Raw genomic sequence first — 24,513 nt, 5'->3', positions numbered from 1 at the left:
TCTATGACCGATCGACAAGTGCGTAGACGCCATGTTGGAGAGTGTGACGGACCCGTGCTTGCCCGTCGGTAGCGGCCTCGCGCTTCGGCGGCAGCCTCAACCTCGACACGTGCACGCTGTCTCTCCAGACCGCGCCTTCGCGCGCGACTAAGCACGCCGGGCTCCCTACCCGCCGGGCCCGTCACCGCCTTCGTCGATGGGTCCGACGTTGCAGATGCCGGCGCCGCGGAAACGCGGCAGCTTCGGCACGAGGCCAGTGTAGAGGTAGTCCGCGAAGTTGTCCCAGCGGTCGAAGCTCGCGTTGGCAGCGAGCGGCACCAAGGCGAGCTCGGCGAGCGACACGTCACCGTCCGCGTCCCCGTGCACGTCGTCGGCATCGGCGAACGGTGCGAAGCGGAGCTCCGCGAGCAGATCGTTTGGCACGTTCTGAAACAAGACCCCGCTGCGAATCGCGATGTCGACCGATTTCTGGTCGCCGCTCGCCAGCCTCACGCCGGACTCCGCCAGCAGCTTGCAGTGGTCGTACTGGGCCCCCAGCCGGAACGCCCAGGCGAACGTCTTGGTCTGATCCGCCTTCTCTGCCTTGCCAGCGACGTACACGGCGCTGCCGCTGTCGTTGGCGAAGCCGTCGCTGTCCGGCATGCGCAGAAACGTCAGGTCGGCCGCGCTCACGCCCGCGCCGAGCACCGCGTCCTCGGGGGGCGGGCGCATGCGAAAGCGAAAATCACACGAGCCGAGCGCGACCGGCGTGCTGAGCTTCTGGCTCGTCCCGAGCCGAGCGTCGATGACGCGCGCGTAGTCGGTCTCGTTGTACGCGGTGCAATCGTCGCCCCGGAGCGCGACCTCGCCGAGCGTGACCAGGAAGCGATCGTACTCGATGTGCCATCCGTCCATCGTGTCGATGCCGGGCGTGCCGGACCCGAGCGAATAGTCGCTGGTTACCGTCACCGCCAGGTGGCCGGGAGCTGTTCGCGTGTCGTCCGGCAGGCAGCCGGTCAGCGCGGCGACGCCGGCGATGAGAGAGAGCGCGCGAGCGGCGGCGGTCATCTAGAACCCCACTTCCGCGCCGACGCTGGGAATGGTGATGGGGCCGATCTCTTCGTCGCCGAAGCGCTCCTTGCTGAGCGTCGCGTTGAGCACCTCGGCCACGAACGAGATCCAGGTCGACTGACCCAGTATCCAGCGCTTCTCCAGCCGCACGTCGAGTCGGAAGAACGCGGGCGAGCGTTCGATGCCGCTCGTTGTCCGCGGGGGCGAGCTCGCGGCGTCGTTCTGCGAGGTCTCGAGTGGTGTGCCGGTGTAGAACACGACGCGACCTCCGGGGCGCCAGCCGCGACCCAGATCGTAGCCCAGCGCGGCGTTGAGCACATGTGTGCGGTCGAAGTTGCTGGGGAACTCCTCGTTGCCGAGGGCGCGCGTCGAGCGCGAGAGGGTGTAGGAAAGGAACCCGCCGAGCTGCTTGGTGAGCTTGCGCTTCACGAACAGCTCCGCGCCCACCGCCCGGCCCGTGGCGCGCTCGTCGAGCTCCTGCGTGGGCGGCCCGCGCTGAGGTCGAGAGCCCGCGGCGTCGGTCATGTGGAAGAAGGCGTTGTAGAACAGCGTCAGGCTCGCGGTCGTCGCGTCGGCGACGTCCACCTCGACTCCGGCGCTGGTCTGCAAGCTCTGCTGCAGGCCGTTCTCGAGATGGCCCGGCGTGAGCCCCGGGATCGGCAGCACGAACGAGGGCGGCTGGTGCGCGATCCCATAGGCGTGGATGATGCGCACGTCGTTCGATACGGTGAAGCGCGCCGAGATCCGCGGATCTACCGCGACCGCGCTGGCCGATTGCGAGCGGTACAGGTCGACGCGTGCTCCCGGGACGAGCTCGATGTCCCGCGTCACGCCGAGCACGAGGTCGCTCCAGACCCCGAAGACCAGATCGGTGCGCGGAGGAAAGTTGTCCTCGAAGGCCTGGGTCGCCGGGTTGTCCGGATCGGCGTATTTCGAGGCGCTGGTGCGGTAGCGCTCGACGTTGCCGTCGGTGCCGGCGCGCAGCAGCACTTCGTCGTCGAGGCGGTGCTCGAGCACCGTACGCGCGCCCAGCATTTGTGTGGTGACCTTGCGCTGCTCACCGGCGAGGAACGCGTTCGCGGTGCGGTCGAGCCCCAAGGTGAACGCAGTGCGCAGCGAGCCGTGACCCGTCTCGTGATCGTGCCGGAGATCGAGCCGGTAGAACTCAGTTCCGAACAGCACGCTGAGCTCGCCGTTGCGCTCCCGCCCCAGCAGGTCGTAGGCGCCGAAGGAGAACAACGTCAGGCGATCGCGCGGGGACAGGTCGTAAGAGACGCGTGCCTGATAGTCCCGGTACGCGAGCTCCACCTCCGGCGCGACCAGCGAGAGCAGGGCGGCAGTGTACGAGTAGCGCCCACCCACCAGCACCGTGCCACGCCCGTCCGCGAAGCCAGCCTCGACCAGCCCGCCGGCGTCGAACAGACGCAGGTTGCCCTCACCATGCAGCTCGGGTCGCGGTGCCGTTGCTTCGGCGGCCACGATGCCGCCGGCAAAACGCCCGAAGCGCGCCGGATAGCCGCCCGCGTACAGATCCACACGCTCGACCAGCCCCGGGTGCACGACGGAGGGGCCGAACCCCACGTGATAGAGGTACGGAACGCGCACGCCGTCGAGGAAGTAGCCGACGTTGCCCGGGGGCGCGCCGCGCACGTAAAAGAAGGGCAGACCGGACGCCAGCGGCGTGACCCCAGGCATGGCCTCGATGGCACGAAACGGGTCGCCGAACGTGCCGGGGATCTGTCGCACCTCCTCCCGGCTGAACGACTTCACCGAGGGTGCTGGTCGGTGCCCGCGCACCACGACCTCGATCCGCTCGGCCTGCTCGCCCGCTGGCGCAGCGGCGGGCTCGAGCCGAAACGACACCACGGTGTCGTCGCCCGGAACGAGCTTCGCCTCGGTGGACTGCGCCCCGTGCTCGGCGCTCTCCGCCGATATGCGCGCCACCCCGGGCGGCAAGTCGCGGGTGCTGAGCCGCCCGTCTTTCGCCGTCGCCAGAGTGCGTTCGCTGCCGTCAGCGGCCTGGACCTTGACCCGGACTCCAGCCACGGGTTTGCCGGAGGTCGCATCCACCACCTGCACCGAGAGCTCGGGTGGCGGCGGCTCGAACAGGTAGCGGAAGCGAATGCGCGCCTTGACGGGAGCGCCCGCGCGCCGAGCCGGCGAGAAGCGCAGCGCCTTCGCCGCCTCGAGCGCAGCTTCGTCGAAGCCGTGTCCGTGCGGGCTCTCCACGCTGGCGCGCTCGACGTTGCCGTCCTTGTCGAGCTCGAGGATCAGCATCACCTCGACGCGCTCGTAGAAGCGTTCGGCGAGGGCGCGGCGCGGGTAGGCAGCGCCGCGGTCGTGCTCCAACCGTGGCACGACCACGTCGGGCTGAGCGGCGACTGTTCGCGGGAGCACGGGAGCGAGCAGCGCGACCGAGAGCAGCGCGAAGCGGACCAGGGTGAATCGGCGAGCCAACGACCGCCTCAGCTATGGGCCATTCGGGCGTGCCCGTCCAACCGATTCTGCGGGCGGGAATTCGCGCCTTGCGCCTCGCTCGTTGCGCCGGCAACGACACCTCTGAAACTCGGACCGCAATCGCAGCTCCGGCCGATCTTGCAGCGAGGTCCCCGTGCAGGGGCAGCGGGCCGCGGAGGCAGCGTCGGCGATGCCGGCCTCGGGGGTTCGTCCGGCGACGCTGGAACGAAGCCGCTGGCACTTCGTCGGTGACCTTCAAGAACACCAAGAAAGGCGGCGGCGTGTACGACTTCACCGCTGGTGATGCTACGGCGGCGTGCACCTACGTGGCGGGGAGCAACGTCTACTCGGTGCTCTATTCGAGCGGCCTGGGCAGTCTCAACGTCGGCTAAGCCGGTTCCGTCAGCGTGTTCACCAGTTTCCTCGCGGGGCTGAAGGACGGGACTGCGATCGGCGTCGCGGGTTTCAAGCTGACCAAGAAATAGGCGCTGAGCGCCCATTTCCCCGCGCGCGCCGCGGCAGCGACAAAAACCTCGGCCACTTCCTGGGCCCGGCGCGTTAGAACCGCGTCATGCGGGGCACTCGGAGTTATCTCGATCCGGCCATGGATTTCGTGGTCGAGGGCTACAACCAGGCCCCGCCGTTCTCCAGCTTTCTGCCGGGGATCGCCGGCAAATGGGGGATCCCGGTCTGGTGTTACACGGTCAACCGCGGCCAGTGCGTGGCGACGTTCGGCGTGCGCGACAAGGACGGGCAGATCCTCGAGTTCCAGTCGTTCAATCAAGCCTGCATGCGCATCGACCGCGAAGGGTTTCGTACCTTCCTGCGCGTCGGCGACAAACGAGTCGTCGAGCCCTTTCAGCGCACCGACGATCCCGCAGTCGAACAAACCCTGCGCATCCGCCCCGCCGAAATCTCGCTGCTCGAGACGAACCGGGGACTCGGCTTGGAGATCGAGGTCACGTACTTCGGTCTGCCCAACGTGCGCGTCGCCGGGCTCGTGCGCGTGCTCCGGATCCGCAACCTGAAGAAGCGAGAGGTCAGCCTGGACTGGCTCGACGGGATGCCGCGCCTGTTGCCCTACGGTCTCGATCAAAAGCGCATCAAGGGCATCCCCCGTCACATCGAGGCGATGATGGGCGCCTTCGAGCGCGACGGCATCGCGGTCTATCGCCTCAAACAAACCGCGGACGACAGCGAACGAGTGGGCAGCATCGAAGGCGGACACTTCTACCTGCGCGTCGGGCGGGACAGCGCGCGGGGTTTGATCGTCGACCCGGAGGCCGTCTTCGGGGAGCCGTTCGACTACCAGACACCGGTGCGGTTTGCGTCGGGCGGCGCCCGGGGGCTCGGGCGCGCCACTCAGATGTGGGAGAACAAGACCCCGGCGGCGATGTGGACCGAGTCCGTGGCGCTCGGGCCCGGAGAGGAATTCTCGGCGTCCTCGATCTTCGGATTTGCGCCACGGGATCGCGATCTGGACGCGCTCAATACTCGAGCGCGGCACCCCAGCTTCCTGGAGCAGAAGCGCGAGGAGAACCGCCGCATCAGCGACGAGATCGCCGACAATGCCTTCACGGTGTCGTCGTCTCGGGAGCTCGACGCCTATTCGCGCCAAGATTTTCTGGACAACGTGGTGCGCGGTGGAGTCCCAGTCTCGCTGAGGACTCGGGGCAGTGACAGCGTGCTCTACGTCTACTCGCGTCAGAACGGCGACCTCGAGCGCGACTATCACCACTTCGTGCTCGAGCCGACGTACCTCTCCCAGGGCACTGGGCACTACCGCAGCGTGTTGCAGAACCGACGCACCGACGCCTGGTTCTTTCCGGACACCTATGACTCGAACCTGCGCACGTTTCTCAACCTCGTTCAGCTCGACGGCTACAACCCGCTCGAGGTTCTGGGCCTGACCTACCGAGTCGTCGACGACGAGCCGGCAAAGGCCTGGGCAGAACGCCACGTCGCCGACGCTCGCGCCCGAAAGGACCTGCTCGACTGGATGCGTGCGGGTTTTTCACCCGGTGAGCTGGTGATGCGATTGGAGGACCTGACCGGCCTCGAGCCCGAACGCCGCATGGCAGGTCTGGAAGAGGCGCTGTCGTTCTGTGAGGAGAACGAGATCGGCGGCCTGCACGAGGGGTTCTGGGTCGACCACTGGCACTACAACGTCGACCTGCTCGAGGTCCTCTTGATGGTCCATCCGGATCGGGCAGCCGAGTTGTTCCTCGGGCGAAGCGACTACGTCTTCTTCGACGACCCGGACGTCGTACGCCCGCGCCACGAGCGCGCCGCCGACGCCGGCGGCCGCATTCGCTCGTACGGGGCGGTCTACCGGCACCCGGAGAAGGCACGGCGCATCAACGCACGGCCGAATCACCGCCACAGCGTGCGTACCGAGTACGGCGCAGGCGAGATCTACCGCACGACGCTCCTGGTGAAGCTCCTCACCATCGTCGTCAATCGCCTCGCCACGTTGGATCCCGAAGGCTCCGGCATCGAGATGGAGGCCGGCAAGCCCGGCTGGAACGATTCCATGAACGGCCTTCCGGGGTTGTTCGGTTCCGGCTCCTCGGAGCTGCTCGAGCTCGCGCGCACCATCGAGCTCCTGCTCGTGGAGCTGAAGAAGCTCAGCCGCGGACGGGCGCGCTCCGTGCTCGTGTTCGAAGAACTGGCGGAGCTGATGCGGGCGCTCCTGCCCGCGATGAAGACCCGGGCGACCTCCCGCTCGCCCCGCGCAGGCTTCGTGTACTGGGACACCGCGAACGGCCTGAAGGAAGCGTACCGCGAGCGCACGCTGTTCGGTGTGTCGGGCGCCGAGACGAAGTTGCCGCTGGCGGAGCTCATCGGCTTCCTCGCGGCCGGGGCCGCGCTGATCGAGCGCGCGTTCGTGGGCAAGAACCGCCAGCAACTCGTGTCGAAGACGGGCGTTCCTTACACCTATTTCGTCAACGACGTGACCGACAGCGAGCCCACCGGCGAGCAGAACGAGCTCGGCCTGGCCACGGTTCGTCCGCGCGCTTTCTCACAGCGTCCGGTCAAGCTCTTCCTCGAGGGACCGGTGCACTGGATGAAACACCGGCGTCACGAGGCGAAGGCGGTCTACGACGCCGTCCTGCGCTCGCCGCTCTTCGACCGGAAGCTGCAGATGTACAAGAGCTGCGAGAACATGCGAGGCGAGTCGCCGGAGCTCGGGCGCGCGGTCGGTGCGTATCCGCGGGGGTTCATCGAGAACGAGTCGATCTACCTGCACATGGAATACAAATACCTGCTCGAGGTGCTGCGGGCCGGGCTGTGCGAAGAGTTCTGGCACGACGCCAAGCGCGCGTTGGTTCCGTTCATGGACCCGGCGGTCTACGGTCGCAGTACGCTGGAAGGCGCGTCGTTCATCGTCTCGAGCGCCTTCGCGGATCCCCAGCTCCACGGTCGGGCCTTTCAGCCGCGCTTGTCCGGCATCACCTGCGAGTACCTGCACATCTGGATGCTGGCGGTCGCAGGCGAACATCCCTTCCGCCTCGACCGTCAGGGCAAGCTCGAGCTGTGTCTGGAGCCCCGGCTCCCCGGGTGGTTGTTCACCAAAGAGCCGGAGCGACGCGAATACTTCGATGCCCGCGAGGGCTGGACCACGCTCGGGTTCGGCGCCGGCATCTTCGCCTACAAGCTGCTGGGGCACACGCTGGTCGTGTACGAGAACAAGAACGCGAAAGACACGTTCGGCGTCGGCGCGGCTCGCCCGCGGTCCTACGCCCTCACGCTCCGCAGCGGGAAGTCCGTTCGGGTGGCGGGCAAGTCGCTCCCCGCGCGCTGGGCAAAGGCCGTGCGCAGCGGCGAAGTGTCGCGCATCGACGTCGTCCTTCGTTGAACGGCACGCCACCTCGCCGAGCTAAGCGCTACATCTTCAGACTGCGCTTGCAGCCGACGCTCGAGGCGCAGCCCGCGCTTGTCGAGGAGCCGATACAGGGTGACCGTGTCGACGTCGCCTGGCTTCGCTACTCGAACGAAGCGGCCCAGGGCGCAATTGCCGGCTGGCACAAACCCTGGCTCTTCCCGCATCCGGGGTCGAAGACGCTGAGCGCCCCGCAGGCCCTGGCGTCAGCTGCGAAGCTGGCCGACGTGAGCGAAGTTCCGGTGTTCAGGCCCGACAGCCAACGCGGCCAGGCGCGTCTCGACCCCGGAGTCGTGGGGCTACGACGCCCCACCATGACGCGCGCGATCATGAGCGGGGAGACAGCGTCCTAGCGACTCGCATGCCGAGACCGGTCAAACGGCTGCCCGCGACGTGTCGCAGGCGCGACGCGGAGCGACACCAGTTCGGCAGATTGTTCCAAGCTCCGTTGCGGGACAGGCGCATTTGGTTCTGGTCGAAGGGCTGCCCTGGCAAGGGCTCGGGCTCGAGCAAGGCCCGCTCCGCCGTGAGCTCGCCGACCAGGTCGCCGACCCACGTGCGCATTCCGCCGGCGAGATCCCTCACGCCGTACGGGCTCTCATCCGTCGGGAACGTCCCAACGGGCTCCGGCTGCCCGAAGCCCGGCCGCGACTCGCGCATCTTGGAAAACGACGGGTCGAAACGGTCGCCCCACGGGAACCATCGACCATCGACGCCGCGCGCTGCCTTCTCCCACTCGAGCTCGGTCGGCAAACGAACGGTCCGCCCCTCGCGCTCGCTCCGCCAGCGACAAAACGCGACGGCGTCGAACCAGTCCACGCAGCACACCGGGACGCTCCCTGCCTCCTCGCGGCGGCACAGCTCCCTGGCTTTCTCGCCTTCCACCAGGATGTCCCAACGGGGCACCCAGCGGCCTTCGGAGTCGCGCTCGGCGAAAGCTCCCTCCCCGGTGTCCATCGCCCGTGGCAGCCGCTTCATTGCCCATGCTTCATCCCGAAGCTCCAGGTCTGCGACGAACTCCAGATACTCGGCGAACGTGACCTGGAAGCGCCCGATCGCGAAATCCGGGACCTCTACCATCTGTCGTGGGAGCGGCTCGAATGCCTCCGGGTCCCCTCCTACCAGGGAGCTCCCGCCGGGGACGTACACCATCCCGTCGCCGATCTCCTCGTCCGTGTAGAGATTGACCGTCGCTTCGAAGCGTTCGCCGCGGCGCGCGAGCACGGGGTAGCGTACGTCGCGGTAGCCCGCCTTTCGCAGCACGAGCAGCCAGCTTCCGGGCTCGAGCGTGACGTCCACGACGGGGGTCGTCCCCAAGAGCTGGCCAGCGTCCGGGCGCAGGATTCGATCTCGCTCCCCGAGGCGATGTGCAATGACGTCGGCGCCACGCACGTGGCTGTCCACGCTCAGCGTCGCCTTCGCGGTGAGCTTCGCAACGTACGTTCCGTCGTCGTATTCGCGGACTAGCTCCTCGTAGTAGATCTGACCAGGCTCGTCACGGCGACGTTCGCAGCGATCCGCCTGATTCCAATAGAGCTCCGCCATCCTTCGCCGAACGAGCTCGCTCTCGCGGTCATATCCCAGGGCTTGCGCGAAGCGCTCCGAAGCGTGCGCGAGCTCTCGTGCCTCCTCTTTGTCGATCTCTCGCGCTCGGTCCTCGAGCGCCCACCCCGGGCGCTTCTTTTCGACCGGATCCCACGTCTTGATGTGCTTGAGGGCGTCTCGGGCGCGAGACCGAATGACGTCTTGTTCCTCGCCGAGCTTCCGGTGGCGCTCCGAGTGCTCGACAGCCTCTCCCGCCAGGCTCTCCGCCTGCTCGCGTCGGCGTGCCCGCTCCTTCGAGCCCTCCAAGAACAGCTCCACGGCGTCGGCGACTCGTCCTGCGTCGGTCAGCCGATGCTTTCGGTCCTTCACCAACATCGACAGACAGAGCTCCTCCAGCTCAGCTGGGCAGCTCGGCTCTCGGAACCGCGGCGCACTGGGCTCTTGATGAGAGGTTGCCAGCACGATCGCAGCGGCCGTCGGCCCGTCGAATGGGCGGCTGCGCGTCAATAGCTCGTAGAGAATCACGCCGAGCGCAAAGACATCCGCAGCGCCGTCGAGATCGGCCTCGCCACGGATTTGCTCGGGAGCCATGTAGCCAAGGGTCCCAATCGCGGCTCCCACGGCGGTCAGCGAGCTGTCAGCTGTGCCTGCAGCGACCGACGGCGTGAGCTCGGCGTTACCGAGTACCTTCGCGATGCCCCAGTCAGCGACGTAGACCTCGCCGAAATCGCCGAGCAATATGTTCTCGGGCTTGAGATCGCGGTGGACCACCCCGCGCGAGTGGGCGTAAGCGATGGCCCGACAGACCTGGATGAACACCGTACAGAGCCGAGCCAGCGGCCAGTCTTCTCGCCCGGAAGGATGCTCCAGCACGGAGCGCAGCGACCGCTGACGTACGATCCGCATCGTGTAGTACAGTCGTCTGTCGGGAAGAACGCCGAGGTCGTACACGGGCACGACCGCCGGATGCTCGAGCTGCGCCGTCACTCGTGCTTCAGTCACGAAGCGACGCACGGCCATCGCGTTCGCTGCCAGCTCCACGCGCAGAGTCTTGAGCGCCAGCGTCCGCCCGGTTTCGCGGTCAAGCGCCATGGTCACTTCACCCATGCCGCCCACACCGAGCACGTCACCCAAGACGTAGCGCAAAGCCGGTGGAGCTTTCGTCGCTGCCGCGTGCAGCTCGGCGTCGCGCTTGGCCGATTGTGCGGCCGGCGCCAGGAGCGTGTCGTCGAGAGGTACGTTGGCCCACGCCGTGTCGGTGAGCCCGAGTCGAACGTCCCCGGCCACCTCGTTCGGGTCGGCCATACGGTCGGTCATGGGCGATTGAGGTCCGAGCACCCGCTCGCGTCAAGAGCACTCGGTATCGGGTTCGCTCCCGGCGAACGGGGGCTGGATTTCGGAGTGGTGTGAAACACTCACGCCGGCGCGAGCACCGCGTGCACGACAGCCACGGCCCAGGTCCGGCTCTGATTCACCATCGCGCGCAAAGCGTACGTGCGCTGCCTGCGCGCTGGGCAAAGGCCGTGCGCAGCGGCGAAGTGTCGCGCATCGACGTCGTCCTGCGTTGAACGGCACGCCACCTCGCCGAGCTACGAGACGCCATCTTCCGACTGCGCCTGCAGCCGACGCTCGAGCCGCAGCCCGCGCTTCTTCAAGAGCCGATACAGGGTGACGGTGTCGACGCCTGCCACCTTGGCCGCGCGCCGCACGTTGCCCGCGCAGCTCGCCAGCAGCTCGGTCAGATACTTCTCCTCTACCGGGGCGAGGCAGCTCTCTCGCAGCTCGGCCAGTGACTGCTGCCGAGTACCGGAACGGCGCGGCGCCGCCTTCTGTTTACCCGCCGGCGCCAGCGAGCGCGGAAGATGCTCCGGCAGCACCTCGACGCCCGCCATGATCACGGCGTGCTCGATGCAGTTCTTCAGCTCGCGTACGTTTCCGGGAAAGTCGTAGGCTTGGAGCAAGTGCTGCGCCGCGGGCGACAAGCGCGGCGTCGGTTTGCCGTGGCGCGAGGCCGCTTGCTGCAGGAAGACCTGTGACAGGATCTCGAGGTTGTCCTTGTAGTTTCTGAGCGGCGGGAGCTCCAGGGTGACGACGCTGAGCCGGTAGTACAGGTCATCCCGAAATCGACCTTCGCTGACCATCCGTGGCAGATCGCGGTTGGTCGCGCACACGATCCGCACGTCGACGCGACCTGCGGGTTTGTTGCTGCCGACGGGCATGACCTCACCCGACTCCATGGCCCGGAGCAGCTTCGGTTGGAGCACCATGCTGAGCTCCCCGAGCTCGTCGAGGAACAGAGTGCCACCGTTTGCCTTCTCCAGCTCTCCGACCTTGTTGGCGCTCGCCCCCGTGAACGCGCCGCGCACGTGCCCGAACAAAACACTCTCGAGCAACGTCTCCGGAATGGCGGCGCAGTTCACTGCGACGAACGGCGCGCTCGCGCGCTTGCTGTTGAAGTGGATGGCGGCGGCGGTCAGCTCCTTGCCCGTCCCGCTCTCACCGTGGATCAGGACCGGCGCGTTGGTCGGAGACACCTGCTCGATCTGCCGCTCCACCGTCAGCCACTCTGGCGACAGTCCCTTGATCAAGAACGGCCGGCCAGATCCGTCGCGTGTCGCCCGGTAGAGCTGCGCGCGGCGCAGGAACTTGGCGGACGCCCCCGCCAGGCCGCGGAGCTCGTCGACGTGCTCGTCCTTGAACGCCCCAACCTGCTTCGACGATAGAGTGATGACCCCGATGGGTTTGTCTTGGTAGGGGATCGGGACGGCCAGGATGGAGAGCACGTCCTGAAAGTAGGTGGCGTAGTTGGGGTCCTTGCGCGAGTCGTTGCAGACGTAGGGCTCATTCTGCGCGTAGCAGGTGAGCGCGATGCCGTTTCGGCGTCCGTCGTGCCGTTCGTGCAGCACGACCCCCGGGAGGTTCACGACGACACCGTCGACCACGTGAAAATCCACGCTGAGCCCCTTGGCCTTGCGATCCCAGAGGAAGATGGCGCCGTTGCTCGCCCCGGTGCGCTCGAGGGCCAGATCCATGATGCGCCGCTCGAGCGACTCGATGCCGGCGGCGTGAAGTGCCTCGTCCTGAGCCTTCTCCCAGTCCTCCGGGGTCATGGTGGGAGAGAAGCACATGCATCGCACAAGCACCATCAGTTGCATTGATGCAACAGCTTCCGGGTCGTTGCGGCAGGAATTTGCGACGTTTGTGCGACCGACACACCTGGCACGCCCCTCGCAATTCAAGGAATTCGAAACCGACTTTCGAGGAGACGAGCCATGTTCATCCGCCTGACCAAGACCCTGGGAATGCTGACTGTTGCCACCTTCGCCGTTGCCTGCAGCGCGGCTGGCGAGGGCTCCGGGGGTGAGAGCGTCGGCGGCTCGTTCGATCCGATCACGATGCCGGCGCACGAGATCGACCTCGTCGTCGAGCTCGTGAACTCGCCCACCACGACCGCGGAGATGCTCGACGCAGACATCGGCCTCGACTCCCGCGCCGCCGCCAACATCATCGCCCACCGCAGCGGCCCGGACGGCATCTACCCGAGCGCGGACGACGACCGCTTCGAGAGCCTCGAAGAGCTGGATCGCGTACCGTTCGTGGGCGAGTCGGCGCTGCGCAAGCTGCGTGACTGGGCCGTGGCGCACCCGGCGGCGCAGGCCGAGCTGGTCGAGGGCGTGCAGTTCTCGTCCGAGCAGGCGTCGGCGGTGGTCTGGGGCGTCAACCACGCTTCGCTCCCCGAGCTGGACATCGAGCTCGGCCTCACGAGCAGCGCGGCCGCGAACCTGATCGCCGGCGCACCCTACGACTCCGTGAGCGAGATCGGGGCGGTCAACGGCGTCGGTCCGGCGGCGCTGACGACGCTGCGCAACCAGGCTCCCGTGTGGGCAGCCGAGATGAGCCAAGGCGAAGGTCCGGGCCAGGGCGGAACCTACGACGGCATCAACTTCGACGACGCGACCGCCGAGATCGCGCTCTCCATCGCCAACACCGCCAGCTACGCCCAGCTGACTGGTGAGGGTGGCCTGTACAGCGGCGGCGCCAACGCCATCGTCGCGGGGCGGCCGTTCAGCACGCTCGGCGCGCTGTCCGACACGTACGGCATCGGTCAGGCGTCGATGCGCTCCCTGCACGACTACGCGGTGAGCGGGAAGTTCTCCGCTGGTTCCGCGCACCAGTGAGCGCGCGCTGAAAGAAGGGTGGCGGGCGCGTGTCCCGCCTCTCCCGCACGAGACGGCCGGTCCGATGGATCGGCCGTTTTTTTCGTTTCGTTCGCCCGCAGTCGAGCGGTCGCCAAGACAACGGCGAGCGCGGACGCTCACCGCTCCCGTCGCCGCCGTCTCGGCGAACCGGTGTCTCGGTGCCTCGTCCTGTGCGCGCGCGCTCGAACGCGTGACCAACCCGTGACGTTTGCGTGAACCGGCCTCGCGGGCGTTGAGCTGGACTCCGGAGGTCCACTACGTTGCGCTGGCCATGCGTCGAAGACTCCCTGCGACCGTCATCGTCACGCTCGGCCTTGTGCTGTCGTCGCCAAGGGCCGCTGCACAGTCGAGCCCCGAAGAGCACGCCGCCGCCCCATCGGATGCCGAGAAACAGGCCCGCGCCAAGGCCAGGATCGACGACGCGCGGCGGGCCTATCAAGCCGGCGAGCTCGCGTATCAAGCAGGGGACTTCGCGGCGGCCAGCGAGAACTTCTCCGACGCGGAACGACTGATTCCGACTCCACACGCGGGGTACTGGCTGGCGATGTCCCTCGATCGGGCGGGCCGGATCCCCGAGGCCATCGCACGCTTCGAGCGCCTGCTCGCGGACCCGAACGCAGGGAAGATCGGCCCGGAGAAGCTGGAGGGCGCCCGCGCACGCCTCGAGGAGCTGAAGAAGACTCCGGGCAAGATCACCCTCTCCACCAGACCCGAAGGGGCCACTGTCACCGTCGATGGAGAGAAGCACGCAGGTGTCACTCCAGTCCTGCTCGAGCTGAATCCGGGCCGCCACAAGCTGTCGTTTGCCCTCCAGGGTCACGACGGGCTCGAGGTGGAGCTCGACGTCCCGGCAGGCTCGAAGGGCGCGCACACCCTCGATCTTCTCGAGAGTGTGGTGCCCGCACCGCTTCCACCCAAAAAAGCCAGACGCCTGACGGCCACGCCGCGTGGACACGACGTGGCAATCACCAAGCCACCGAGCACCACGGGGGCCTGGATCGTCGCCGGCGCCGCGGGAGCTGCGACCGTCGCCGGCGGGATCTTCGGTGTGATGGCGCTGTCGGCCAAGAGTAAATACGACGGCGCACCCAGCGACGACCACGCCGATGACGTTGCACGAAATTCGATGCTGGCCGACATCTGCTTCGGCTCGGCGCTCACGCTCGGCCTTGCCAGCCTGGTGATGTTCACGACCTCCGATGGCAACGAAGCGCCGACGTCGAGCGGCCGCATTCGACCTGTCCGTCACCTCGCTGTCACACCGCTCTTGTCCCCCCAAGGCGGCGGAGCGCGTGCGGGCTTTGCATTTTGAGGGTTCACGCCAGCGAATCGCTGAAGTCGGAGTCACTGCCAAGTCACGCGACGTTCGCTGGAACGTCACGCGGCAAGGTTAAACCGCATTCCGTAACCAGATGGACTTCGGAGGCTGGGAACAAAACAAGACGGACGGGCTGCGCCTGAAGAGGCTCGCCGCGGGCTCGGTCGTTGGTTCCATCGTCGTCTTGAGCACCCTCGCCGTGGTCGCCGCGACGGCTGCCAAGGCCTACGGGCTCGACCACGACGACACGATCGTCGAAGCAGCCATCGTCGACTCCCCGGAAGAAGAGCAGAAAGTCGACGTGGCTCCCGAGCCAGCGGCGACCGACGCTCCCAAACCAAAACCCAGCGCGAACCTGCTCGTGCAACCGACCGAGGTCGACGACAAGCTGGTCGAAAAGACGCCTGTCGCCACCGACAACCCGTATGCCGGCGTCGACCCCTACGCCATGCTCGACAGCGCGGCGCGGGCCCCGGAGCCGGAGAAGGTGAAGGTCGAGGCCGCGCCAACGCTGGTGCAAAAACCGAAGCCGGTGGTCCAGCAGCACGCCGCGGCTTCCGGGCCCGTGGCCGTCACGGAAGACGTCACGCCGCCCCGCGCGATCTCCAACACGCCACCCAGCTATCCGGCCGATGCAAAGGCGGCGGGCATCGAGGGCACGGTCGTCATCAAGTACGTCGTGACCGAGACGGGCGCCGTTACGGGAGTGACGGCGGTGCGCGGGCCGCCCGAGCTCGTCGCGGTCTGCGAAGCCGCGGTCCGCAGCTGGCGTTTCATGCCCGCGCAAAAGGACGGCCAATCCGTGGCTGTCACTCGCGTCGCGCGTTTCCCCTTCCGCATCAAGACCTGATCCAAAGGCCTCAGACCCGAAACCCTCGGAGAGATCGAATGTCCTTCAATCTATTCCAAATCCTGTCCCACATGGGGCCCCTCGGCATGGTGATTGCCGGGTTCTTGATCGTCATGGCCATCGCCTGCATCGGCGTCGTCATTGAGCGCCTGGTCATGCTCTCGCGCGCCAAGAAGGAGTCCCGCGCGTTCGCGGCTGACGCAAAGCTCCTGATTGACGAGTGGTGCATGGACGAGCTGGCGAAGGTCGCCAAAGAGCGCGTCCATTCACCTCTCGCCGGCTTGCTCGGCGCAGTCGCAGCGCGCTACGCGCATGCGATACAGCACCGCAGCGGCGGCATGAAGGCTGCCGAGCTCGCCCGCAACGAGGCCGAGCGCGCCAAGGAAGCCGTCGGTGAGGACCTGCGACGGGGGATGTCGATCCTCGCGACTACCGGCTCGATCGCGCCCTTCATCGGGCTGCTCGGGACCGTCGTCGGCATCATCGCGGCGTTCCAAGGGATCGCCGCTTCGGGTTCGGGTGGCATCGGCGCCATCTCCGCCGGCATCGCCGAGGCTCTCGTCGAAACGGCGTTGGGCCTCCTGGTCGCCATCCCCGCGGTGCTGATGTTCAACTTCTTGACCGGCCGAATCAACACGCTGGAGCTCGCCCTCTCGCGCTCCGTTGGCGAGCTTTTGGACGAGATGGAGGATCACGATGGCGATGAATCCGGGCAGCGCCTCGCGGCGGCAGCCTGAGCCCGAGATCAACGTCACGCCCCTCGTGGACGTGATGCTGGTGCTCTTGATCATCTTCATGGTGATCGCTCCGACGCTGGCCGAAGGTGCCGACATTCAGTTGCCGACCATCTTCGCGGTGGACGAGCAACCCAAGGACCTGGAGCCCATCGACGTGGCGCTCTTGAAGAACGGCGGCGCGATGCTGGAAAAGGCGGCTGTGGAGCCGGCGCTCCTCGAGACCAAGGTGCGGGAGCTGCACGCGAAGGACCCCAAGCGCCGCGTGATGCTCAAGGCCGACACCCAGGTGAACTACAAGCGAGTCCGGGAGACATTCAAGATGCTGCAGGGCGTCGGTTTCCATGGCGTAGCGCTGCGGGTCGCCAAGCGAGACCGAGCAGGGGAGAGCTGAGATGGCCATGACGCCGGCAGCGACGGGCAGCCGCAAGGGCAAGCCGAGGGCGGTCCCCGTCATCAACGTCACACCGCTCGTCGACGTGATCTTGGTGGTGCTCATCATCTTCATGCTCGTCACACCGATGATGATGAAGACCTTCTGGCTCAACATTCCGAAGGCGGCGGAGGCCGAGCAAGAAAATAAGAAGGACCCAGCTGCGAGCGACGACGCGAAGAAACCGCTGGTCGCCACAGTGAGCGCGTCGGGGGAAATCCGCATCAACAAGCACGTCATTCCAAAGAGCGAGCTCAATGCGCGCCTGCCCCGGCTCCTGGCGGCGAAGGAAAACAAGGTCCTCTACTTCGATGCGGCGGACGACGCGCCATATGGTGTTGCCGCCGAGGCGATGGATCTGTGCCGCAGCGCGGGTGCGCGCTCCATCGCGATCATGAGTCAACCCGTCGTGCAGTAGCCGGCAACTTCGAACCTCATCCGCGGCATCCTTCGCGACGGCGGTGGTGTACCCGCGGCCCGAGACAGAACCATGCGACTCGTCCGCTCGAAAATGTTCCCGCTCGTGGTCGGTTACCTGATGGCAGCGGGCATCGCCCAGGCGCAACCCGTGCCCGCCGACGACGAAGGCGAAGAGATCAAGCCGATCGACGAACCCGACGACAAGAAATCCGACGACAAGAAATCCGACGACAAGAAGGCCGACGACAAGAAGGCCGACGACAAGAAGGCGAAGCCGCCGAAGCAGTCCAAGGGTGCACCAGTCGAAGCGGGTGAATCGAGCGGCGCGGAGGGCGATCTCGACCCAGCGCGCCCCCCCAAGAAGGGCAAAGGCGCCATCTGGGGGGTGCTGACGGACAAACGCAGCGAGGAGCCGATGATGGAGGCTGTCGTCACGGTCGAAGGCACCAAGCTCCGCGCGATCACCGATCTGGACGGCCGCTACCGACTCGAGCTGCCACCTGGAACCTACACCTTGCGCTTCTGGGCCGAGCTCCACAAGGCCGAGATCCTGAAGAACGTACACGTGGAGGAAGGCAAGGGCGCACGGCTCGATGCGGTCCTGCAAAACGACGAAGGTGCGGTCGACGTCGTCGAGGTGGTGACCGAGGCGGACAAGACCGCCGTCGAAGGTCAGATCCTCAGCCGCCAGCGAGCCTCGGCGGTGGGCGACAGCGTCGGACGCGCTGAAATCGCCCGCACGCCCGACAAGAACGCGGCGCAGGCAGCCCAACGTGTGGTTGGGGCGACCGTCGTCGGGAACCGCTTCGTTTTCGTGCGCGGTCTGGGCGAGCGCTACACCAACGCGCTCCTGAACGGCGCTCCCCTGCCGAGCCCCGAACCGGACCGCGCAGCCGTACCCCTGGATCTCTTTCCAACGATCACGCTCGACAGCTTGACCATCGCGAAGACCTTCACACCGGACGTGCCCGGAGACTTTGCCGGCGGCTCCGTCCGAGTGGAGACGCGGCGCATCCCCTCAAAGTTCATTTTCCAGAGCTCGCTCTCCGGCTCGTACAACTCCCAGTCGACCTTTCGAGATCGGCTCAGCTACAAGGGCGGCTCCACTGACTGGCTCGGCTTCGACGACGGCTTCCGCGCGCTCCCCCCCGGATTTCCGTCCTACAAGCTCACCACCGGGGCGCCCAAACCCGGCGGCGGCAACGTCACGGACCAAGACGTGGACAGCGCGGGGCGGGACGTCAACTCGTTCTTCAGCAGCAAGCGGGCGTTCACCCCTCCGGACCACAGCCTGAGCGTGGCGGTCGGCAACGCATGGAAGCTCGGCCGCGAATCACGGCTCGGCGCGCTCGTGGCGTTGAACTACGGTCACAGCTACCAGATCCGTACCGATGAAGAGTCCAACGACTACGCCGTGTCGTCGAACGGCTCCCTCGCGCGTCAGCGCTCGTACCTGGTCGACACGGGAAACGAGACGGCCAGCTGGGGTGCGTTCGCGAGCACCACCTACGAGCTCAACGCACACCACCGCTTCACCCTGATCGGTCTGCACAGCCAGATCGCCGACAAGACCGTCACCGTCGCGGAAGGCTTCAAGGACGTCGCTGCGCAGCTCGCGGTCCACGACACTCGCCTGGCCTTCGTGTCCCGCGCGCAGAATTTGGGGCAGCTCGGGGGCGAGCATGTGCTGCCCGAGCTCGGCGGCAGCGAAATCGACTGGCGTGTCTGGCTGTCGAATGCATCGCGGAACGAGCCGGACACCCGCAACGTGGCCTGGCAGCTCACTCAAGGTTCGACGACGTGGTCTTACGCCGACGACTCCTACAGTGGCCGTCATTTCTGGGCCGAGCAGTCGGAAGGCATCAAGGGCGGTCAGCTGGACTTCACCACGCCCATCGCCGACGACGACTCGAAGCTGAAGTTCGGTGGCTTCGTCAATTTGCGCCGGCGTGAGTTTACCTCTCGAGCGATGGCGTTCCGCCGCTCCTCGGATCTCGCGCTCTCCGACTACTCGAAGCTCAACTGCGCCAGCAAGGACTTCGACGCCTGTGCGGACTCGCTCTTCTTCGGTTCCAACATCGGCCCCGTCGTTCGGCTTTCCGAGTCTACGTTGCCGGTCGACGCCTACAACGCCGACCTGGACGTCTACGCCACTTACTTCATGGTGGACGCCTCGCTCTCGCCTTGGTTTCGCGTGATCGCCGGCGAACGCCTGGAGGTGACACGGCAGACCATCGAGCCCTTCGACCAGTTCAGCTCTGAACCGCAAGAGTCAGCCGGAATCGACAGCACAGATCTGCTGCCGGCCCTCGGCACCGTGTTCACGCTGACCAAGCGCTCGAAGCTCAGGACGTCGCTGACACGGACGTTGGCGCGACCGCAATTGCGAGAGCTCGCGCCGTTCGCCTACAGCGACTTCTTCGGCGGGCGCTTCGTCTCGGGCAACCCCGACCTGAAGATGACCCGCATCATCAATGCCGACCTGCGCTTCGAGTTTTTTCCGACGCTCAAGGAGGTCCTCGCCACCACCGTATTTTACAAACGCTTCTCGGACCCCATCGAGACGGTGGCCATCGCCAGCGGCGACCGCGGGCTCGTCACGTTCCAGAACGCCGAAGGGGCAGACCTCTACGGCATGGAGCTCGAAGCCCGAAAGGATCTGGGGTTTCTCAGCAGGAGCTTGAAGGAGTTCACTGGCATCGCAAACCTCACGCTGGCTCAGTCGCGCATTCAGCTGAGTGGTGCGGCTCGAGAGTATCTGACCAACGCTTCTCGCCCCATGACCAACCAAGCGCCTTGGGTGCTGAACCTGGCGCTCGACTACGCGGGTTCGAGAGGGACGACGGTCCGGCTGCTGTACAACGTGGCCGGCAAGCGCATCGTGCAAGTCGGCTCGCAAGACATTCCGGATGCCTACGAGCACCCCCGGCACGTGATCGATCTGAGCGCGAGCCAGGACATCAACTCACACTTTCAGGTCAAGGCCTCCGCCTCGAACATCCTGAACGCGCCGCACCTCGTGACGCAAGGCGCGGACCACGACGCTCCGGTCGTGAGCAAGTACACATCCGGCAGCGTGGTTTCGGTCGGTGCTACCTACACTTACTGGCGCGTGGCTTTTTGACGACTTCGTCGTGACGACTCCGTGCGTCCGTGATCACACAAAGTCACGAACGTGGCACTTGGAGGCAACGCGCACAGGGCAAAGTGCGCCACGTCACACCAACAGGAGAACACCTCATGAAGAGCTTTGGTCGTCTTTCGATGCTTGGCAGCGCCGCGACACTGTCCCTGATTTGTGCCTCGGCCTGCGGCAGCGACGACAGCGGGGGCAAGAACAACGGCGGAGCCGGCGGAAGCAGCGCGACCGGCGGAGCTTCGGGGTCCGGCGGCACCAGCAGCGGCGGCACCAGCAGCGGCGGGGCTGCCGGAAGCGGCGCGATGGGCGGAGCTGGAGGAGCCTCGGGTTCGGGCGGCGCCTCGGGCTCCGGCGGTGCCTCGGGCTCCGGCGGTAGCGGCGGCACGGCGTGCGACCTGAGTGGCACTGGGAAGAGCAAGGCCGACATCCCGAACCCGGTCAAGACGAGCATGACACTTACCGCCGACAAGGTCTGGACTCTCAAAGACATCACCCACGTCTCGAGCGGCGCCACATTGACCATCGAACCGTGCACACGCATCGAGGGCACCAAGAGCCCCATCGGTGTGCTCGTCATCACCAAGGGCGCCAAGATCGACGCACAGGGCAAGGAGAACGAGCCGATTCTGTTCACGAGCCAACAGCCGGTGGGCAGCCGCGCGGCGGGCGATTGGGGCGGCGTCATTTGCTCGGCAAGGCCAAGACGAACGACGTCGACGCCGTCGTCGAAGGCCTGGCGGATCAGCCCGAGAACCACTACGGAGGCACTGACGACGCAGACAACAGCGGCAGCATCAGCTACGCGCGCATCGAGTATGGCGGCTACGAACTGAGCACGGATAACGAGGTCAATGGCCTCACCTTTGGGGCCGTCGGCAGTGGGACGAAGATCAACCACGTGATGGTGAGCCAGACGCTCGACGACTGCTTCGAGTGGTTTGGCGGCACCGTCAGCGCCGATCACCTGATCTGCAACGTGGACGGCGACGACATGTTCGACACAGACCGAGGTTTCACGGGCACGATCGACACGTTGTTTGGTCGCAAGCGCAAGAACCCTTCGAGCGACCCCAACGGTTACGAGTGGGACAACAACAAGAACAACAACGCGGCGACCCCCGTCACGCACCCGGTGGCCAAGAATGTGACTATGTGCGGATTCGGCACGGACGTCGGCAAGACGACTTATGCCGCGGTGCTCCGCCGCGGCATTACCGGCAGCATCGACAACCTGGTGGCGGTCGGCTTCAGCTACGGGCTGGATGCTCGCGATGGATTCGGCACGCTGTCGGCTCCGGCGGTCACCATCACCAACACCACGCTGTTCGACATGCTGACCAGCAACGTTGCCAACGCGTCCGAGACCGACAACGACAACGGCTTCGACGAGACGGCGTGGTTCAACGCCGGCGCGGGTAACAACACCACCGACCCCGGCTTCAAGACCACGGACTGTCAGGAGACCAGCGGTCCCAACGCCAAGGTCACCGGCTCCAAGAAGGGCGCCTTCAAGGATGGCAACTGGCTCACCGGGGCCTGGATCGACTGGGCCGAGAAGTAGGCGGACGATCCCGGAAGCCGCCCTCGGCGAGGCGACGCGGGCGGCTGCGGGAGTGTGGGCGACGAGGCGCGGATCCCCGAGCAGTCGCCCCAGAAACGGCGTGCTCCCGTCACTCGAACGTCACTCGATGGCGGTAGCTCTGACGTAGATGGCCAAGGTGCTCATCGTCGAAGATGAGGCGGATCTCTGCCAGGTGATCGCCTACGGTCTCCGACAGTCGGGTCACGATCCGCTCTGCGTGGGCCGCGGAGCCGACGCGCTGCGGATCGCTCAGTCGGAGCACCTCGACCTCGTGCTGCTGGACATGGTGTTGCCGGACATCCCGGGGACCGAGGTTTGCCGGGCATTGCGCGGAGCGCACGCAACTCGGCACGTGCCCGTGATCATTCTGAGCGCGCGTGGGGACGAGATCGACCGCGTGGTGGGCTTCGAGGTGGGCGCGGACGACTACGTCGTCAAACCGTTCAGCGTGCGGGAGGTCATGCTCAGAGTCAACGCGCTCCTCCGGCGAGTGAGCGCTCCTCGGCCTGTCGAGGCGGACCCGAACAGCGTGTTCGGCTGCCTGGAAATCGACCGGGACGCCCACCGCCTCTGGGTCGAAGGGAGGGAAGTCGAGCTCACCGTGCTGGAGTTCCGACTGCTGCTGACGCTCTTCGGTCGCAAGAACCGAGTGCAGACCCGGGCCACGTTGCTCGACGACGTTTGGGGGCATTCGCGCTGGCGTCACAGTCAGGACCGTCGATACCCACGTCAAGCGCCTGCGCGAGAAGCTGGGAGCTGCTCGAACTACGTGGAGACGGTGCGCGGCGTGGGATACCGCTTCCGAGCTTCTCCAGATCCGGACGGCTGAGTGCACGCGAAGCGAGGCCAGAAGCCGACTGACTGCTCCGCGGCGAGGCTGCGCCCCAAATCGTGGCATCATCCGCTCATGCTTCGGGCGTGCGTTTGGGTGCTGTTGTTGTCGGTGGGGCTGGGCTGCAGCTCGGGGAGGACAGCGCGAGCCCAGCAACGGGTGGCAGTGGCGCGAGCGGTGGCGCGGGCGCGACCGGCGGCAGCGGCGGCGCGGCCGGCGGTGGCAACACGGGCGGTGGCAACACGGGCGGTGGCAACACGGGCGGCGCGGCGGGCTCTGGCATCTGCAACGGCGACCGACCGGCCCGAACAACACGGGAGTGCCGGCCGGCACGCAGCTGAAACCGAGCGGTAACATCACGGTCGACACCGACGGCGCGATCATCGAGGACCTCGACATCACCGGCGCCGTCACCGTGCTCGCCAACAACGTGACGATCCGCAGGGTGCGCATCACGAGCGCCGACTACTACCCGATTCGCTACTTCGACAACGAAAACACGGGGCTCGTGGTCGAAGACAGCGAGATCATCGGCAAGGGGCGGCGACGCGACTGCAGCGATCTCGTTCGTGAATTACACCGCGCGACGGCTGAATATCCACGGCAGTGCCGACGGCCTCAAGGCGGACGCCAACGTCACCATCGAGGACTGTTTCATTCACGATCTCTCCAACGCTCCGGGCGAGCACAACGACGCCGTGCAATCCACCGGCGGCAAGGGCGTGACCATCCGACACAGCGTGCTCGAGGGCGCGAGCAACGCCGCGGTCCAGACTGGAGATCTCGGCGGCGCCACCGAGGATCTCACCATCGAGTGCAGCTGGCTCTCGGGCGGCGGCTGGACGCTGAACATCCGCGGCTCGGGCGCGACGGCGCCCAAGAACACCAAGGTCATCAACAACCGCTTCGGCCGCGACGCGGCTACGGACCATGGGTGATCGACGATCCGAACCCGACGTTGACCGGCAACGTGTACGACGACAACAACGAGCCGATCCCGTATTGAGGCAGGAACGTCGGTGACTTCGCCCTGCCGCTCGAAACGCGTGTCGAGAAACCACGGGAAGGGTTTCTCCTCGTGGTCCTGCGCGCGAGCAGGATTCGATTGTCGTCGGCGTGACCAGTAGTGTCGTCGCCTCAGCACTCCGTCGGCAAAGAACGCGGCACGGCAACGTCGAGCCGCCAGGCGTCGCTCTTGAAGGGGAGGCCGAGGTCGGTGGCCCAGCGTTTTGCTCTGCCGACCGTACACCTCGATGGCCAGCACGGCCAACCAGAGCGCGAGCGTCCAGCCGCCGATCAACTCCAGGTCGGGCATCGCGTCTCCCGCGGAAAGTTTAGCGCGCCTTCGTCACGCGGCGCGGGCGATCAGTGAGGTTTCGGGCGGCACAAGGGTCGGGAACGCGCCCGACGGCGCGCAACCAGCAGTGCGAGCACTGCAATCGGAGCAACACTCGTCACTGGGTCATCGTGACGGCGTGGGGCGGACACGTGACAAGGATTGCAGCCGCGCAGCAGCTTCTTCGGCCGGATGCCCCACAGGCCGCCGGGTCATCCGTCACCGTCACGTCGGTGGCGATGCTGCCGGAGCCTGCCCCGATCGTCCAAGTCAAAACCTGTTTGGTATGTTTGTCGTAGTCGACGGCGTCACCCTGCCCTCGGGTCTCCAGCACCAGCTCACCCGACGCGCCCGGCGCCAAAGTCAAACCGGGGCCACAGGCGGCGCAAGTCCTCGCGGAGAGGTTGGCAGACTCCTTACAGCGGTTGCGGATGCGGAGCCGCGCGGTCTGCGTGCTGTCGGCAGCGCTGCCGAACGCCGCGGGCGAGCTCTTCACCGGACTTCGCTCCAGACACTCGGGCGCGTCCGCGGACTCCACGCGCACGACGAAGATCGGGCCAGGATCACAGGCTCTGGCTGGCGCGGCGTTCAGGCTCACCACAACCGCGAGGACGAGCGCGAGCCGCACCGGCGAGAGCATAACCGAACTCGAGCGTGAGTGGCTCGTCTCCCAGCAGGGTGAGGCGGGCCGGCGTCTCGTCTTGCCCGGAATTGTCCGGGGCAACATCAGGTCGC

General features: G+C 66.5%; 18 protein-coding genes and 1 pseudogene. 14 read left to right on the top strand and 5 right to left on the bottom strand.

Going from position 1 to position 24,513, the window contains the following annotated elements:
- Nucleotides 1-165 precede the first annotated feature (165 nt).
- Both IPI67_23605 and IPI67_23600 read right to left on the bottom strand, forming a co-directional pair.
- Complete coding sequence (locus IPI67_23605) at nt 166-1,047, bottom strand: hypothetical protein (GenBank protein ID MBK7583171.1); 882 nt, start codon at nt 1,045-1,047, stop codon at nt 166-168.
- On the bottom strand, nt 1,048-3,507 hold the full coding sequence (locus IPI67_23600) for a TonB family protein (protein MBK7583170.1): 2,460 nt from the start codon (nt 3,505-3,507) through the stop codon (nt 1,048-1,050).
- 248 nt (nt 3,508-3,755) lie between these two features.
- On the opposite strand from IPI67_23600, the gene IPI67_23595 reads away from it, so the two are divergent.
- The 3 genes from IPI67_23595 to IPI67_23585 all read left to right on the top strand — a co-directional run bounded on the left by IPI67_23595 (nt 3,756) and on the right by IPI67_23585 (nt 7,743).
- Nucleotides 3,756-3,899 carry a hypothetical protein gene (locus tag IPI67_23595; GenBank protein MBK7583169.1) on the top strand — a complete coding sequence of 48 codons (144 nt, stop codon included), beginning with the start codon at nt 3,756-3,758 and terminating at the stop codon, nt 3,897-3,899.
- Between the two features lie 179 nt (nt 3,900-4,078).
- A complete protein-coding gene (locus IPI67_23590; GenBank protein ID MBK7583168.1) occupies nt 4,079-7,366 on the top strand; it encodes a hypothetical protein in 3,288 nt (1,095 codons plus the stop codon).
- A gap of 47 nt (nt 7,367-7,413) precedes the next feature.
- Nucleotides 7,414-7,743: a hypothetical protein gene (locus tag IPI67_23585; GenBank protein MBK7583167.1), complete on the top strand. Its 330-nt coding sequence runs from the start codon at nt 7,414-7,416 to the stop codon at nt 7,741-7,743.
- Here IPI67_23585 and IPI67_23580 read toward each other — a convergent pair.
- Nucleotides 7,718-10,252, bottom strand: coding sequence for an SUMF1/EgtB/PvdO family nonheme iron enzyme (locus IPI67_23580; GenBank protein MBK7583166.1), 2,535 nt, complete (start codon nt 10,250-10,252; stop codon nt 7,718-7,720). The two genes, IPI67_23585 and IPI67_23580, sit on opposite strands and share 26 nt — an antisense overlap.
- A 272-nt stretch (nt 10,253-10,524) precedes the next feature.
- Nucleotides 10,525-12,045 carry a sigma-54-dependent Fis family transcriptional regulator gene (locus tag IPI67_23575; GenBank protein ID MBK7583165.1) on the bottom strand — a complete coding sequence of 507 codons (1,521 nt, stop codon included), beginning with the start codon at nt 12,043-12,045 and terminating at the stop codon, nt 10,525-10,527.
- A gap of 162 nt (nt 12,046-12,207) precedes the next feature.
- Here IPI67_23575 and IPI67_23570 point away from each other — a divergent pair, with 162 nt between their 5' ends.
- The 11 genes and pseudogenes from IPI67_23570 (at nt 12,208) to IPI67_23520 (ending at nt 23,380) form a co-directional block, all read left to right on the top strand.
- Complete coding sequence (locus IPI67_23570) at nt 12,208-13,113, top strand: hypothetical protein (protein ID MBK7583164.1); 906 nt, start codon at nt 12,208-12,210, stop codon at nt 13,111-13,113.
- Nucleotides 13,114-13,405: 292 nt separating this feature from the next.
- The gene (locus IPI67_23565; GenBank protein MBK7583163.1) at nt 13,406-14,446 is read left to right on the top strand and encodes a PEGA domain-containing protein; all 1,041 of its coding nucleotides are present in this window, start codon (nt 13,406-13,408) and stop codon (nt 14,444-14,446) included.
- A 100-nt stretch (nt 14,447-14,546) separates the two neighbouring features.
- Nucleotides 14,547-15,302: an energy transducer TonB gene (locus IPI67_23560; protein ID MBK7583162.1), complete on the top strand. Its 756-nt coding sequence runs from the start codon at nt 14,547-14,549 to the stop codon at nt 15,300-15,302.
- A 38-nt stretch (nt 15,303-15,340) separates the two neighbouring features.
- The gene (locus tag IPI67_23555; GenBank protein MBK7583161.1) at nt 15,341-16,039 is read left to right on the top strand and encodes a MotA/TolQ/ExbB proton channel family protein; all 699 of its coding nucleotides are present in this window, start codon (nt 15,341-15,343) and stop codon (nt 16,037-16,039) included.
- The gene (locus IPI67_23550) at nt 16,005-16,430 is read left to right on the top strand and encodes a biopolymer transporter ExbD (GenBank protein MBK7583160.1); all 426 of its coding nucleotides are present in this window, start codon (nt 16,005-16,007) and stop codon (nt 16,428-16,430) included. Before IPI67_23555 ends, IPI67_23550 begins: the two co-directional genes overlap by 35 nt.
- 1 nt (nt 16,431) lies before the next feature.
- The gene (locus IPI67_23545; GenBank protein MBK7583159.1) at nt 16,432-16,887 is read left to right on the top strand and encodes a biopolymer transporter ExbD; all 456 of its coding nucleotides are present in this window, start codon (nt 16,432-16,434) and stop codon (nt 16,885-16,887) included.
- A 72-nt stretch (nt 16,888-16,959) separates the two neighbouring features.
- Nucleotides 16,960-20,013, top strand: coding sequence for a TonB-dependent receptor (locus IPI67_23540; GenBank protein MBK7583158.1), 3,054 nt, complete (start codon nt 16,960-16,962; stop codon nt 20,011-20,013).
- A gap of 685 nt (nt 20,014-20,698) precedes the next feature.
- Complete coding sequence (locus IPI67_23535; GenBank protein MBK7583157.1) at nt 20,699-21,589, top strand: hypothetical protein; 891 nt, start codon at nt 20,699-20,701, stop codon at nt 21,587-21,589.
- A gap of 148 nt (nt 21,590-21,737) precedes the next feature.
- Nucleotides 21,738-22,439, top strand: a pseudogene (locus IPI67_23530) (response regulator transcription factor).
- 89 nt (nt 22,440-22,528) lie between these two features.
- Nucleotides 22,529-22,783 (top strand): hypothetical protein, encoded by a 255-nt coding sequence (locus IPI67_23525; protein MBK7583156.1) that lies wholly within the window; start codon nt 22,529-22,531, stop codon nt 22,781-22,783.
- A 228-nt stretch (nt 22,784-23,011) separates the two neighbouring features.
- The gene (locus IPI67_23520; protein ID MBK7583155.1) at nt 23,012-23,380 is read left to right on the top strand and encodes a hypothetical protein; all 369 of its coding nucleotides are present in this window, start codon (nt 23,012-23,014) and stop codon (nt 23,378-23,380) included.
- Nucleotides 23,381-23,896: 516 nt separating this feature from the next.
- Here the strand turns inward: IPI67_23520 and IPI67_23515 are convergent.
- A complete protein-coding gene (locus IPI67_23515; GenBank protein ID MBK7583154.1) occupies nt 23,897-24,406 on the bottom strand; it encodes a hypothetical protein in 510 nt (169 codons plus the stop codon).
- Nucleotides 24,407-24,513 lie beyond the last annotated feature (107 nt).

Source organism: Myxococcales bacterium (assembly GCA_016706225.1).
Classification (GTDB): Bacteria; Myxococcota_A; Polyangia; order Polyangiales; family Polyangiaceae; genus JADJKB01.
This window is presented reverse-complemented; position numbering and strand designations above follow the sequence as displayed.

What these genes read in the sequence shown, in the direction of transcription:
- IPI67_23605 (MBK7583171.1), bottom strand. Translation starts at nt 1,047, where the DNA reads ATGACCGCCGCCGCTCGCGCGCTCTCTCTCATCGCCGGCGTCGCCGCG.
- IPI67_23545 (MBK7583159.1), top strand. Translation starts at nt 16,432, where the DNA reads ATGGCCATGACGCCGGCAGCGACGGGCAGCCGCAAGGGCAAGCCGAGG.
- IPI67_23575 (MBK7583165.1), bottom strand. Translation starts at nt 12,045, where the DNA reads ATGACCCCGGAGGACTGGGAGAAGGCTCAGGACGAGGCACTTCACGCC.
- IPI67_23555 (MBK7583161.1), top strand. Translation starts at nt 15,341, where the DNA reads ATGTCCTTCAATCTATTCCAAATCCTGTCCCACATGGGGCCCCTCGGC.
- IPI67_23580 (MBK7583166.1), bottom strand. Translation starts at nt 10,252, where the DNA reads ATGACCGACCGTATGGCCGACCCGAACGAGGTGGCCGGGGACGTTCGA.
- IPI67_23550 (MBK7583160.1), top strand. Translation starts at nt 16,005, where the DNA reads ATGAATCCGGGCAGCGCCTCGCGGCGGCAGCCTGAGCCCGAGATCAAC.
- IPI67_23560 (MBK7583162.1), top strand. Translation starts at nt 14,547, where the DNA reads ATGGACTTCGGAGGCTGGGAACAAAACAAGACGGACGGGCTGCGCCTG.
- IPI67_23590 (MBK7583168.1), top strand. Translation starts at nt 4,079, where the DNA reads ATGCGGGGCACTCGGAGTTATCTCGATCCGGCCATGGATTTCGTGGTC.
- IPI67_23570 (MBK7583164.1), top strand. Translation starts at nt 12,208, where the DNA reads ATGTTCATCCGCCTGACCAAGACCCTGGGAATGCTGACTGTTGCCACC.
- IPI67_23565 (MBK7583163.1), top strand. Translation starts at nt 13,406, where the DNA reads ATGCGTCGAAGACTCCCTGCGACCGTCATCGTCACGCTCGGCCTTGTG.
- IPI67_23540 (MBK7583158.1), top strand. Translation starts at nt 16,960, where the DNA reads ATGCGACTCGTCCGCTCGAAAATGTTCCCGCTCGTGGTCGGTTACCTG.